The 12,149-nt window shown below is 61.5% G+C and carries 13 protein-coding genes; 6 read left to right on the plus strand and 7 right to left on the minus strand.

The annotated features are described in order from the left end of the window. Positions 1-118 precede the first annotated feature (118 nt). Genes mobB through H4W29_RS32545 form a run of 3 tightly spaced genes read right to left on the minus strand, consistent with a single transcriptional unit; the run spans position 119 to position 2,231 of the window. Positions 119-643 (minus strand): molybdopterin-guanine dinucleotide biosynthesis protein B, encoded by a 525-nt coding sequence (gene mobB, locus H4W29_RS32535; RefSeq protein WP_192732982.1) that lies wholly within the window; start codon positions 641-643, stop codon positions 119-121. Between the two features lie 32 nt (positions 644-675). Next, positions 676-1,305 carry a molybdenum cofactor guanylyltransferase MobA gene (gene mobA / locus H4W29_RS32540; protein WP_192732983.1) on the minus strand — a complete coding sequence of 210 codons (630 nt, stop codon included), beginning with the start codon at positions 1,303-1,305 and terminating at the stop codon, positions 676-678. Between the two features lie 17 nt (positions 1,306-1,322). Then, on the minus strand, positions 1,323-2,231 hold the full coding sequence (locus H4W29_RS32545) for a DMT family transporter (RefSeq protein ID WP_192732984.1): 909 nt from the start codon (positions 2,229-2,231) through the stop codon (positions 1,323-1,325). 313 nt (positions 2,232-2,544) lie between these two features. Here H4W29_RS32545 and H4W29_RS32550 point away from each other — a divergent pair, with 313 nt between their 5' ends. From H4W29_RS32550 to H4W29_RS32560, 3 genes are all read left to right on the plus strand, one after another. Next, positions 2,545-5,100, plus strand: a complete 2,556-nt coding sequence (locus H4W29_RS32550) for a methyl-accepting chemotaxis protein (RefSeq protein ID WP_192733271.1) — start codon at positions 2,545-2,547, stop codon at positions 5,098-5,100. 165 nt (positions 5,101-5,265) lie between these two features. Further along, positions 5,266-5,472, plus strand: a complete 207-nt coding sequence (locus H4W29_RS32555) for a CsbD family protein (protein WP_183747558.1) — start codon at positions 5,266-5,268, stop codon at positions 5,470-5,472. Positions 5,473-5,619: 147 nt separating this feature from the next. Next, the gene (locus tag H4W29_RS32560) at positions 5,620-6,249 is read left to right on the plus strand and encodes a GNAT family N-acetyltransferase (RefSeq protein WP_192732985.1); all 630 of its coding nucleotides are present in this window, start codon (positions 5,620-5,622) and stop codon (positions 6,247-6,249) included. A 34-nt stretch (positions 6,250-6,283) separates the two neighbouring features. Here H4W29_RS32560 and H4W29_RS32565 read toward each other — a convergent pair whose 3' ends face one another. The 3 genes from H4W29_RS32565 to moaA all read right to left on the minus strand — a co-directional run bounded on the left by H4W29_RS32565 (position 6,284) and on the right by moaA (position 8,895). Further along, a complete protein-coding gene (locus tag H4W29_RS32565; RefSeq protein WP_192732986.1) occupies positions 6,284-6,805 on the minus strand; it encodes a GNAT family N-acetyltransferase in 522 nt (173 codons plus the stop codon). Positions 6,806-6,880: 75 nt separating this feature from the next. Further along, the gene (locus H4W29_RS32570; protein WP_210332486.1) at positions 6,881-7,663 is read right to left on the minus strand and encodes an SDR family NAD(P)-dependent oxidoreductase; all 783 of its coding nucleotides are present in this window, start codon (positions 7,661-7,663) and stop codon (positions 6,881-6,883) included. 185 nt (positions 7,664-7,848) lie between these two features. Next, positions 7,849-8,895, minus strand: a complete 1,047-nt coding sequence (gene moaA, locus H4W29_RS32575) for a GTP 3',8-cyclase MoaA (RefSeq protein ID WP_192732987.1) — start codon at positions 8,893-8,895, stop codon at positions 7,849-7,851. Between the two features lie 136 nt (positions 8,896-9,031). Between moaA and H4W29_RS32580 the strand changes: the two genes are divergently transcribed. Together H4W29_RS32580 and H4W29_RS32585 are read left to right on the plus strand one after the other, a co-directional pair. After that, positions 9,032-9,406: a gamma-butyrobetaine hydroxylase family protein gene (locus tag H4W29_RS32580; protein WP_192732988.1), complete on the plus strand. Its 375-nt coding sequence runs from the start codon at positions 9,032-9,034 to the stop codon at positions 9,404-9,406. A gap of 67 nt (positions 9,407-9,473) precedes the next feature. After that, positions 9,474-10,661, plus strand: a complete 1,188-nt coding sequence (locus H4W29_RS32585) for a low temperature requirement protein A (protein ID WP_192732989.1) — start codon at positions 9,474-9,476, stop codon at positions 10,659-10,661. Here H4W29_RS32585 and H4W29_RS32590 read toward each other — a convergent pair whose 3' ends face one another. Continuing rightward, the gene (locus H4W29_RS32590) at positions 10,662-11,129 is read right to left on the minus strand and encodes a MarR family winged helix-turn-helix transcriptional regulator (protein WP_192732990.1); all 468 of its coding nucleotides are present in this window, start codon (positions 11,127-11,129) and stop codon (positions 10,662-10,664) included. A 45-nt stretch (positions 11,130-11,174) separates the two neighbouring features. Between H4W29_RS32590 and H4W29_RS32595 the strand changes: the two genes are divergently transcribed. Continuing rightward, positions 11,175-12,125, plus strand: coding sequence for an alpha/beta hydrolase (locus tag H4W29_RS32595; RefSeq protein WP_192732991.1), 951 nt, complete (start codon positions 11,175-11,177; stop codon positions 12,123-12,125). Positions 12,126-12,149 lie beyond the last annotated feature (24 nt).

Below are 12,149 nucleotides of genomic sequence, written 5' to 3' on the forward strand. Positions count from 1 at the left end.
GACGGTCACGCCGCTTGCCGATCTCCACCCTTGTGGGGGAGATGTCCGGCAGGACAGAGGGGGGTGCCACACGGCATGCGCCAGCAGCTTAAAGCAGGGATAGGCCGTCACCTATCCCTCAAGCCCCCGCCGGAGCCCCAAGCCCAACCATCCGCGCCACAAAATCGGCGATCCCGACCGTATCATCCAGATCAAACACGGCGAGCCCTGCCGCATCCTCCACGGCATGATCCGCGGCAATCGCCACGATATGCGGATCCTCCGGCACCAGTGGATCCCGCCTTGCCGCTTCCAGGCGCCGCGCCTCGATCTTCGGGATCGGCTCGCGTTTGTAGCCCTCGATCAGCACGAGATCGCAAGGCGCAAGCCGCGCCAATATCTCATCGAAACTCGGCTCCGGTGCGCCGCGCAGCTCGTGCATGATGGCATAACGGGTGCCGGAGACGATCGTCACCTCATGGGCGCCGGCCTGGCGGTGGCGGTAGCTGTCGGCACCGACCTTGTCGATGTCGAAATCGTGGTGGGCGTGTTTGATGGTGGAGATGCGATAGCCGCGACGGGTGAACTCCTCGACGAGGCGAACGGCGAGGCCTGTCTTGCCGGAATTCTTCCAGCCGGCGATGCCGAAGATCTTCTGTGTCATCCGCCCATCTTCTTTCCTATGCCCTTCTTCTTTCATGTGCGAAGGGCTTCAAGCCAGCGTTCGGCCTCGATTAAATCATCAGGCGTGTTGATGTTAAAGAAGGGATCGAGAACACTGGCGCGGGTCGGATGTAGCGGGAAGGGCACTTCCGTAACGTCATGACGCAAGAGGAAGTCACGCACGCGACGCTTCTCGTCGATCCTGACCCAACCTTGCAGATCGCCGGCGAGCGCTGTCGGCCATAGGCCGAAGACAGGATGGCTGCGGCCTTCCGAGGCAGCAATGGCGATTTGTTCGGGATGGCTTACCGCATTCGCTAGCCGGCTAACGAGATCGGACGGAAAGAAGGGGCAATCGACGGAGACGGTCACGACATGAGTGGCGGGCAGGCCGGCGCCATAGACCATGGCCGCATGGATTCCGGCCATCGGCCCCGCCTTGCCCCGAATGCGGTCGGAGACGACGGGCAGGTCGTGTCCGACGGCAGTATCTGCGTTGACGGCGATCTCAACCGTCTGCGGCGCTAGGCGGGTCAGAACATGCGAAAGCAGGCTGCGGCCGCCGAGCGTGACGCCCGCCTTGTCGCGACCCATGCGCGACGAGCGCCCGCCGGCCAGGACGACGCCCGGAATGGTCGATTGGTCGAGCACGAAGTCAGTCATGGCGATACCTCAGACTATCACACGGGCGAGCGGGGCGCCGATTCCTGGGCGATCGGCGGCACGTGGCGCTTGGCCTCACGATAGAACGTATAGAGTCCGGAGGCGATAACGATGGCGGCGCCCACCAGCGTCCAGAAATCAGGCACTTCGGCAAAGAAGAAGAAGCCGAGCAGCGAGGAGAAGATCAGGCTCGTATAACGGAAAGGTGCGACGAAGGAGATCTCGCCGGTGCGCATGGCGAGGATGACCGACTGGTAGCCGACGAGCACGAGCACTGAGGCGAGCAGGAGATGCGTCAGCGAGGTGGCGCTGACCGGCTCCCAACCGCCGAGGAAAGGGATCATCAGTGCGCCAAAGAGCGCAACCGAGATCGCCGTTATCGTCGTGATCATCAGCGAGGGGATATCCTTGCTGATGCTGCGTGTGGCAAGATCGCGGCCGGCCGTGACGGCGACGCTGGCGACGCAGAGCAGGGCGGCCGCGGTAAAACCCTCCGGGCCGGGACGGATGATGATCATCACGCCGACAAGACCGACAAGGATCGCCATCCAGCGCCGCCAGCCGACCGGCTCCTGGAAGAAGAGTGCTGCGCCAAAGGTGACGACCAGCGGCAGGGACTGCAGGATCGCCGAGGCATTGGCAATCGGCATCATGCCAAGGGCGGTAATGTAGGTAACCGCGGCAATGATCTCGCAGGCTATGCGCAGCGCGATGATAGGCTTGAGCATGACGCGCCAGGGCCGCAGTGCGCCCAGCTTCCAGGCGATCAGATAGACGAGGATGCTGGTGAAGAGGCCACGCAGAAACATGATCTCGCCGGCATTCATGTAGGCTATGACGGATTTGGAGAGTGCGTCGCTTGCGGAAAAGCCCGCCATCGCCATGCTCATATAGATGGCGCCTTCGGTATTGCGTGATCGCGGCATGCTGGAGATTCCCTTACCTTACAAGCCCTTTTAGAAGGGAAAGGCCGGCAAGGGTATCGACGGAATGCCACACCCGGGATAATTCGATGCTGCACTGCGGTACAACCTGCCGTTAGGGAAAGCAAATCCTTGTGCAGCTGCGGCAAATATTAGAAATATAAGGATAATTCCCAAATCTTCCGGTTGCGGATTAAGGTTGTATCAACCGATTCAGCGAAATATGCAGGCCACTCTTCATGATGGAGGAGGCCGCCGAACCATCCGGAATGATTGCGGAGTGGACGGTACCATCAGTTTCAAGGCGCCGCTCCCCATGCACTTCATCGACCGACTTTTGCAAAGCCGTCGTATCGTCACCAAGGTCCTGCTGTTCGTCATCCCGCTCGTGGTGCTGATCGCCGGTGTCGGCATCCTTGGCTACCACACGGCCAATATTTTGAACGGCCACATGACGGTAACGCGCGCGACGATCGAAAACATTTCCGATTTCGAAAACCTCCAGGCGGCGCTGCAGGAATTCGTCTCCGACCCGTCGGACGCGAGCAAGGCCGGTTTCGGCAAGGCGATCGATGCACAGGAGAGTGGCGTCCTGCGCCTCAATGGTCTGCTGAAGACCGACGATCAGCGCAAACAAATCACCGAAGTCAGCGGCCTTGCCTCCGCCATGCGCAAGCAGCAGGAGACGCTGTGGGGTCTGCGCCAGAGCGAAGATGCAAGCGTCGCGGCCATTAACAAGACGGTACAGGCGATTTCGGCTGCTGCGGATGAAGCCGGTGGCCAGACCGATCTGGTGCGCAAGGATTTCACCGACAAGGAAGTCTTCGCCAAGGCGCTTCTCTACAATTCCGCTGCCTTCAAGTCGCTGACCGATATCATGGGCGCGATGCGCGTCGACATCCAGATGGGCTTTACGCCCGAGGAGCAGATCGAGGCCGCCCAACAGCATATTGCCGAGATCCTGAAACAACTCGATATCGCCAGGGCCATGGTCTCCAAGGATGGCCAGCCGCTGATCGCGCAGGTCGCCGACACAGCCGGCAAGCTCGATGCGCTCTTGAAGGGCAACGGCACACCGGATGAGAAGGCCTCCGGCATGGCGCCGCTGCTCACCGGTTTCGTCAATACCGAGGGCCAGATGACGCTGCAGTCGGCCAAGAACAGCGACACGGCATCTGCCCGTTTCGTCAGCCTCGACAAGAGCATTGCCGAACAGCGCGAGCTTCTGACCTCGGTCGATCAGGTGCGCGACAGCGCCGACCGGCTGCAGGTACATGTGAGCCAGATGCTGAGCGCGCGCGATGCCGCCGCGCGCGACGTGGTTCTTGCCGATCTCAAGGTGCTGACCGAAATCGCCGGGAAAATTTCCGCGCTCGGCGCCAATGATGCCGTCATGAAGGCTTTCGCAGACAAGATTGCCCCGGCTGCCGCCTCGCTGACCGCAGCATCCGCCGACATGCTGAAGGCGGCGGCTGACTGGAAGGCGGCGCGCCAGCAGTCTTCCGAAATCCTCTCCGGCGCCATGGCCTCGCTTCGCCAGTTCGTCAGCCAGGCGCAGGAGCTCGGCAAGGAGGACAGCGAGCGTTCGGCCAATGTTTCGGTCTTTGCGATGATCCTCGGCACGCTGCTTGCCATCATCGGCGGCCTGATGCTGGTCGAGACGCTGCGCGGCCCGCTGAAGCGCGTCTCCGACGTCATGACCCGGCTTGCAAACGGCGATCTCGAAGTTGCCATCGAAGGCCGCAACCGCGGCGACGAGATCGGCGACATGGTTCGCTCGGTCGCCGTCTTCCGTGATGCTGCGGTCGAAAACGTTCGTCTTGAGAAGGAGGCCGAAAGTGCCCGTGCGCTCTCTGCCGACGAGGCGAGCCGCCGCGCCGCCGAGCGCGCCCGCATCGAGGCCGAACAGAAGCAGGCGCTGAATGCGCTCTCCGATGTGCTGCAGCAGTTGGCACAGGGAAATCTGGAAATCGGCATGCGCCGCGATCTCGCCAGCGATTTCGTCGACATGGCCGATACATACAATCATGCCGTCGAGGCGCTCCGCCAGACACTGGCCGATGTGCGTGGCGCCACTGTCGAGATCAAGGGCGGCACCGGCAATCTGGCGTCCTCGGCCGACGATCTTGCGCGCCGCACGGAACAGCAGGCCGCCGCACTCGAGGAAAGCTCACGGGCGCTGCGGCACTTGAGCGACGTCGTGCGCTCCACCGCTGACCGCGCCAAGCAGACGGCGAAATCGGTCAACGAGACGCAGATTTTCGCAACCCGCTCCGGCGAAGTCGTCGCCAAGGCCGTCGATGCGATGGGCGAAATCAACCGGTCGTCCGAGAAGATCGCCACCATCATCGGCGTGATCGATGAGATCGCCTTTCAGACCAACCTCCTGGCGCTGAATGCCGGCGTGGAAGCCGCGCGGGCCGGCGAGGCGGGCCGTGGCTTTGCCGTGGTGGCGCAGGAAGTGCGCGAACTGGCGCAGCGCTGCGCCAAGGCCGCCCGCGAGATCAAGGAGCTGATCTCGGCGAGCTCCGACCAGGTGCAGGGCGGCGTAGAGCTCGTTGAGGAAACCGGCAAGGCGCTCGCCGAAATCATCAGCCGTGTCGGCGGGGTGCAGCGTCTCGTTGCCGAGATCTCGGCGGCCACCGGCGAACAGTCGACCGGTCTGCACGAAGTCAGCAAGGCGGTGCATGACGTGGAGCTCATCACCCAGCAGAATGCGGCGATGGTGGAAGAGAACAATGCCGAAATCCAGGGCTTGCGCCAGCGCGTCGACATGCTCTCGGACAAGGTCAATCGCTTCCGTACCGGCGAGGAAGGCGAAGTGCATGGCTATGGCCGCGCAGACGGCCGCTGGAGCGGTCGGGCGGCTTAAGCCGGCCTACAAAGGATGAAATTGAGAGAGCCCGCGGTTTGAGAGACTTTCCTGGTCAGGTTGAATCATTCTGACCAGGAAAGCTCCGGGATCGCGGGTTTTTCTTTTGAACAATTAGGTAGTCCAGTCGTTTCCCGATCATGTCCAACGAAGGAGATGACCGTGATGGATTGGAACCGTGTTGAAGGCAATTGGAAGCAGATGAAGGGCAAGGTTAGGGAACAGTGGGGCAGGCTCACTGATGACGACCTCGACCAGATCAACGGCCGCCGCGAACAGCTCGAAGGCAAGCTGCAAGAGCGCTACGGTTACGAAAAGGACCGCATCCGGCGCGACATCGATACCTGGTACGACAACCAGACCTGGCACTGATAACAATCCGACATCAGAAGACCTGGCCCCGCTTCGGCGGGGCTCTTTTTGTGCTGGTTATCAACCGCGGCAAAGTGGGTTGAGGCTCTGGCCGAATCCTGATCTCCATTGGAGATTCTGGAACGACACGCAACGGATTGACGAGCTATGAGCACTGCGGAGAAATCAAATCAGTCGAACCCCGAACTGCCCATGGGATATTCGCCGGTTCCCAGGGGCAAGCTTGCAAATGCCGTCACCTGCCTGGAAATGACCAGCAGGCCGCAACTAAGGGAGGCCAGCAATAGCGCCGGGCTTTCCCTGGAAAGGATGCGGACGCCCGATCTGCAGACATATCGGCAGCTTTTCCGGGCGATCGGCGAGGACTGGCTTTGGGTTTCCCGGCTGGTCATGGCTGATGAGGCGCTGAAAGCCACCATCGGCGACCCGTTGGTGGAAATCTACGTGCTGCTCTCGGATGGCCGGCAAGCCGGAATGTTGGAACTTGATTTCCGGCAGCCCGGCCAATGTGAACTGGTCTTCTTCGGGGTCGGAAAAAGCGCCATCGGAACAGGGGCGGGGCGCTATCTGATGAATCATGCTTTGTCCATCGCCTGGGCGCATCCGATCGAGCGGCTCTGGGTCCACACCTGCCATTTCGACCACCCGAACGCGCTGCCGTTTTATCGGCGGTCCGGCTTCAGGCCCTATGCCTTCATGATCGAGGTCACGGATGATCCGCGGTTGACCGGAGTTTTGCCGCGGTCAGCGGCGCCGCATGTGCCAATCCTCGAGTAAGGCAATGTCAGGCGGTGAGGGCTCTTCCAGAGTTTCAGGATAGAAGGCTGTAGAGGTTCGTCGGCGCACCGTGGAGCATGACCTGGCCTTCGAAGCCGAAGCCGCATTTTTCAAGAACGCGGCGGGAGGCGGGATTGGCCGGGCGCACCAGCCCGATAATCCGGCGGGCCCCCAGCTCTTCGAAGGCAAAAGTCAGTATGCCTCGAACGAGTTCGGTGGCGTAACCGTGACCCCAGCTTCGGGGATCGAGATGATAGGAGAGGTTGAGACCTTCGAACTCGTTCGACACGGTCACCCCGCCAAAGCCGATCAACTCACCATTGGCGATGACTGCAAAGCGGCCAAAACTGTGTTGTTGCCAATGCGCCATGTCCTTCGCCAGTCGTGCAGCGCTTTCTTCGGGGCTGTCCGGCCGAGGCACGGGCCGGTGCGCGACCAGTTCAGGCCTTGCAAACAGCTCCGTCAGAAATTGAAGATCTTCCATCGTCGGTGGGCGGAGCAGCAGCCTGTCGGTGCGGCGCAGCTCCGTCGTCGGGATGTCGTTGCCGTCAGTCATTCATGCTCCATCTCGCAACGGAAACCGCGGGGAGTATCGATGATGCCATTCCGCGGTGCGGCGAAACACCGTATCTCAACTCATATAGCCGCCATCCAGCACCAGCGGGCTTCCCAGCATGAAGGAAGCGGCATCCGAACAAAGCCATAGCACGCCATCGGCAATCTCCTGCGGCGTGGCGATTCGGCCGATCGGTGTCTGAGCGATGATGGCTTTGGCGTGTTCAGGGCTCTTCTTCATGAAACCTTCGACGGGTGGCGTGTTGACCCAGCCGGGGCAGATTGCGGTGATGCGGATGCCATCGCGGGCATGTTCGAGGGCAGCACTCTTCGTCAGGCCAATTACGCCATGTTTGGCGGCAGCATAGGCCGCACCGACGGGGAAGGGATAGCCGCGCAGGCCATCAACCGAGGAATTGTTGACGATGACGCCGCCTCCCTGCCTCATCATGACGGGCAGCTGATGGCGCATGCAGAGGAAGACCGAGGTAAGGTGGCCATCGATGGACTTGCGCCAGGCATCTTCGCTCATACTGACAACCGGCACCATGCGCCCGCCGCTACCCGCATTGTTGAAGGCGTAATCGATGCGGCCATGTTGCTTGACGATGCCGGAGATCAGCCTTTCTACGGACTTGCCATCGGCCACGTCGCATTCAACCCAGCTGGCACCGCCATCCGGCAGGCTCGCAAGCGCCTGTTTCGCCCGTTTTTGGTTGCGACTGGCGATGACGAGCGTTGCGCCTTCGCGGGCGAAGGCTTGCGCCGTTGCAAGGCCGATGCCGGACGATCCGCCGGTGACGAGGGCAATCTTGCCCTGCATTTCGGGATAACGTTTTGGGCCGGTGTCAGTGGGCATTCGGCGATTCCATGTTCACACAGTCATGGCATATGAGCGTGCCTTGCGGCTCACCGCAAGATCAGATGCTCGATGACTGAAGGGAGGGCGCCATGCCGCACCTGCCGGCCCTTCGCATGGCTTCGGGCGTTCGATCCTGCAATCGATTCACTGGATCGATTGCTGCTGCTTTGCAGCGCCGGATCTCACCCCCCAGTCACACTCATATGCCGGGCGACGGCGGGACGCTTGTGGGTGCGGTCGATGATGAAGTCGTGGCCCTTGGGCTTGCGGGTGATCGCCTCGTCGATCGCCGCATGGAGCAGGCCGTCGTCTTCGGTGGCGCGCAGTGCGGCGCGCAGGTCGGCGGCGTCGTTCTGGCCGAGGCACATGTAGAGCGTGCCGGTGCAGGTGAGGCGCACGCGGTTGCAGCTCTCGCAGAAATTATGGGTGAGCGGCGTGATGAAGCCGAGGCGGCCGCCGGTCTCCTCGACCCGGACATAGCGGGCAGGGCCGCCGGTCTGGTAATCGATATCGGTGAAGGTGAACTGTTGCGCCAGGTCGGCGCGCAACTGGGAGAGCGGCAGGTACTGGTCGGTACGGTCTTCCTCGATCTCGCCCATCGGCATGGTTTCGATGACGGTCAAATCCATGCCGCGGCCATGCGCGAAGCGCAGCATGTCGGGCATTTCCGCTTCGTTGAAATCCTTCAGCGCCACGGCATTGAGCTTGATCTTCAAGCCGGCCTTCTGGGCGGCATCGATGCCTTCCATCACCTTGGCGAAATCGCCCCAGCGGGTGATCCTGCGGAATTTTTCCGGATCGAGCGTGTCGAGCGAAACATTGATCCGGCGCACGCCGCAATCATAGAGCTCTTCGGCATGGCGGGCGAGCTGCGAGCCGTTGGTGGTAACCGTCAGTTCGTCGAGGCCGGAGCCGATCTGCTTTCCGAGCTGGCGCACCAGATGCATGATATTCTTGCGCACCAGCGGCTCGCCGCCGGTCAGGCGGATCTTGCGCACGCCCTTGGCGATGAAGGCGGAACAGAGCCGGTCGAGCTCTTCCAGCGTGAGCAGATCCTTCTTCGGCAGGAAGGTCATGTTTTCCGCCATGCAATAGGTGCAGCGGAAGTCACAGCGGTCGGTGACGGAGACACGCAGATAGGTGACCGCACGACCGAAAGGGTCGATAATCGGTGCTGCATCTGCCACCAGCGGCGAGGCATTGCCAATCGTTCCGACACTGCTGTTCACGTCTGTCTCCGTACTCGTTCCTATGTGTGCATATGCTATTGTGGCGTCAAGGGAAACAGGCCGCGGCATCAAGCGAATTTGAGCTTGCGCCGAAAAAGATCAGCGCCTACTCCTCGCAGAAGAAGAGGACAAAAGAATGAGCGATATCTGGCCGACCGAAATCAGGGTCTCGAAAGACCGCCAGAGGCTGGCGGTAAGCTTCAATGACGGGCAGAGCTTCGATCTCTCGGCCGAGCTTCTGCGCGTGCTGTCTCCTTCGGCCGAGGTGCAGGGGCATGGGCCGGGTCAGAAGGTCACGGTGCCGGGCAAGCGCAACGTCGCCATCATTTCCGTCATACCGACCGGCAATTATGCCGTGCGCATCGGTTTCGACGACATGCACGATACCGGCATCTACACATGGACCTATCTGCGCGAACTCGGCGAACGCGGCTTCGAGCTCTTCTCGGCCTATGAGGAAGAGCTGAAGGAAAAAGGGATGAGCCGTGAGGTGGCCGAACGGCCGCGGTAGAGCTTTTGCGCAGTTCCGGACGTAAAAGCTGGAATTGCTTTGGATTTCACCAGCTGCCGGGGGGCACATGACGCAAACGCATAACAAGAGCTGGCTGCGAGCCCACGGGCATACCGGCAGCAGGGTCACATTCCTGGAACTCTTCTTCGATCTCGTTTTCGTCTTTTCCGTCTCCCAGCTCTCCCACGCACTCTTTGCGCATTATACGCCGCTCGGCGCTATCGAAGCGGCGCTGATGATGTTTGCCGTCTGGTGGGTGTGGATCTTCACCGCCTGGGCGACGAACTGGCTCGATCCGGAGCGCATGCCGGTGCGCTCCATGCTGATCGCGCTGATGCTGCTCGGCCTCGTGCTGTCGGCTTCCATTCCCGAAGCCTTCGGCGAGAAGGGCCTGCTGTTTGCCTCAGCCTATGTGCTGATGCAGGTCGGCCGCTCGGCCTTTACCACCTATGCGATGCGGGCTTCCGGCCGTTCGGCAACGATCAATTTCGTGCGCATCACCACCTATTTTGCCGTTGCCGGCGTGTTCTGGATCGCGGGCGGCTTTCTGGAGCATGAGGCACGGCTGATCTGCTGGGTGATCGCGTTGCTTATCGAATATTCCGGGCCGGCTCTCGGTTTTGCAGTGCCCGGCCTCGGCAAATCCAGGACGGAGGAGTGGGACGTCTCTGGCGCCCATATGGCGGAGCGTTGTGCACTCTTCATCATCATCTGCCTGGGCGAAGCGATCCTCGTATCCGGCCGCACCTTTTCTGAAATGGAATTCTCGGTCATGACCGGTGTGGTCTTCCTGATCGGCTTTGTCGGCACGGTCGCGATGTGGTGGCTCTATTTCCGCTTCGGCCATCAGCGGGCGGCGCATCGAATCGAGCACGAGGATACGCCCGGAAGCCTCGCGCGGCAGGCCTTCACCTATGCGCATATACCGATCCTGGCCGGCATCATCGTGCATGCCGTGGCGGTGGAATTCATGTTCGAACATCCGCATGAGACCGGCAATCTCGCGGTCGCGGCCTCCGTCCTCGGCGGCTCGGACCTCTTCCTGATCGGCAATCTCTGGTTCAAGGGAGCAACCAGCGGCCGCCTGCCGCTCTCCCATCTCGCCGGCATCGTGATCCTGATCCTCTGCGCTTTCCTGGCACCCTTCATGCAGGTCTATGTGATGGGCATTCTGGCGGCGTTGGTGCTGATCATCGTCGCGGCCTGGGAGTACAAATCGCTAACGCGCGGGCCGGCTGGGCCGGCTCTGCACTAGCTAGTCCTCGTCGCGCAGATCCTGCAGCAACACGCCGATGATGCGCTCCATCGAATCGGCGGTTGCCATGCATTGCTCGATCGGCTCTGATGACAGCGTGCGTTCGATGAGGCCGGTCTGGATGGCCATGGCCTCTTCGGTCAGCTTGCGGCCCTCTGATGTCAGGTGCAGGCGCAGCACGCGCTTGTCGCGCTCGTCGTCGCGGCGCAGGATCAGGCCGCGCTTTTCCATCTGCGGCAGGAGCATGCTCATATTGGAGCGGCCGACGAGCAACTTGCGCGCCAGTTCCTGCTGCGAAATGCCTTCGAAGCGGTAGAGATTGATGAGGATATCGAGATGCGGCGGCTTGATATCGAGATCGGATAGCGCGCGCGCCAGAGACTGTTGCATGAGCTGGCAGGCGCGAGCCACCGCGATCCAGCTGCGAAAACGCGGGTGATCCCAGGGTAGGGATTGATTTTTGTTCATCGTTGTACTTTATTGTTCAGTGTTGAACATTATCGGATTCCCATCATGGCAAAATTTGTGCTGGAGGTCACGCGCCTCGGATTTTCGCTCATGCAAACCGTTTCCCCGCATCTTGCCGGCGAAGCGGCCTTCCGGCTGTTCTGTCGAACGCCGTCCGTCAAGCCGAAGGGCGGGAAGGCAAAGGCGGCGCATGCGGCGGGTGTTGCCAGGCTTGCAGGCGCGGAACGCTTCCTGTTGCCGGTCGAGGGCAGGCGCGCCCATGCCTACCGGCTGAATGGCGGGGCAATCGGGCGGCGCAAGCGTTACCTCGTCACGCATGGCTGGGGCTCCGGCATGACCTATATGGCCGATCTGGTGACGATGCTGGCCGATACCGGCGCGGAAGTGATCGGGCTCGATTTTCCCGGCCACGGTCGCGCTGGCGGACGCTTCCTGCATATGGGATTGGCGGTTAAGGCGATTGCGGCGGCGGAAGCGCGTTTCGGCCGCTTCGATGCCGTCATCGGCCATTCCTTCGGCGGCGCTGCGCTCATGGTCTCCGCCTCCGCCATACTGCCGGACGTAAAACCCGTTTCTGCCGAGCGCATGGTGCTGATCGGTTCGCCCAGCGAAATGCAATGGCTGTTTACCGATTTCGGCCGGATGCTGCGGCTGAAGCCGTCTGCGCAGGCGGCGCTCGAGAATGTCGTGCAGCGTATCACCGGTCGGAGACTTGAGGATTTCGACGCAGGAAAAACCGCCGCAGGCATCGGCAAGCCGGTGCTGGTCATCCATGCCGAGGACGACAAGGAGGTCAGCGCGGCCCATGCGCGGCGTTATGCGGCCTCTGGCGGGCAGGTGCGGTTGTCCTGGGCGAACGGTTTTGGCCACCGGCGCATCATCTCGGCCGCCCCTGTTCTTGGCAAAGTCGCGGCGTTTCTGGCTGAGGAAGATATCAAAAAACCTGCTGAGATCATTCCGATTTTTGAGCTTCCGGCACGCCGCGCATCGGTGTAGCGTCCGGCCGGTCGTCAATAGGAC

Source organism: Rhizobium viscosum, from assembly GCF_014873945.1.
GTDB classification, from domain to species: Bacteria; Pseudomonadota; Alphaproteobacteria; order Rhizobiales; family Rhizobiaceae; genus Rhizobium; species Rhizobium viscosum.

What these genes read in the sequence shown, in the direction of transcription:
- mobB (WP_192732982.1), bottom strand. Translation starts at nt 643, where the DNA reads ATGACACAGAAGATCTTCGGCATCGCCGGCTGGAAGAATTCCGGCAAG.
- mobA (WP_192732983.1), bottom strand. Translation starts at nt 1,305, where the DNA reads ATGACTGACTTCGTGCTCGACCAATCGACCATTCCGGGCGTCGTCCTG.
- H4W29_RS32545 (WP_192732984.1), bottom strand. Translation starts at nt 2,231, where the DNA reads ATGCCGCGATCACGCAATACCGAAGGCGCCATCTATATGAGCATGGCG.
- H4W29_RS32550 (WP_192733271.1), top strand. Translation starts at nt 2,545, where the DNA reads ATGCACTTCATCGACCGACTTTTGCAAAGCCGTCGTATCGTCACCAAG.
- H4W29_RS32555 (WP_183747558.1), top strand. Translation starts at nt 5,266, where the DNA reads ATGGATTGGAACCGTGTTGAAGGCAATTGGAAGCAGATGAAGGGCAAG.
- H4W29_RS32560 (WP_192732985.1), top strand. Translation starts at nt 5,620, where the DNA reads ATGAGCACTGCGGAGAAATCAAATCAGTCGAACCCCGAACTGCCCATG.
- H4W29_RS32565 (WP_192732986.1), bottom strand. Translation starts at nt 6,805, where the DNA reads ATGACTGACGGCAACGACATCCCGACGACGGAGCTGCGCCGCACCGAC.
- H4W29_RS32570 (WP_210332486.1), bottom strand. Translation starts at nt 7,663, where the DNA reads ATGCCCACTGACACCGGCCCAAAACGTTATCCCGAAATGCAGGGCAAG.
- H4W29_RS32580 (WP_192732988.1), top strand. Translation starts at nt 9,032, where the DNA reads ATGAGCGATATCTGGCCGACCGAAATCAGGGTCTCGAAAGACCGCCAG.
- H4W29_RS32585 (WP_192732989.1), top strand. Translation starts at nt 9,474, where the DNA reads ATGACGCAAACGCATAACAAGAGCTGGCTGCGAGCCCACGGGCATACC.
- H4W29_RS32590 (WP_192732990.1), bottom strand. Translation starts at nt 11,129, where the DNA reads ATGAACAAAAATCAATCCCTACCCTGGGATCACCCGCGTTTTCGCAGC.
- H4W29_RS32595 (WP_192732991.1), top strand. Translation starts at nt 11,175, where the DNA reads ATGGCAAAATTTGTGCTGGAGGTCACGCGCCTCGGATTTTCGCTCATG.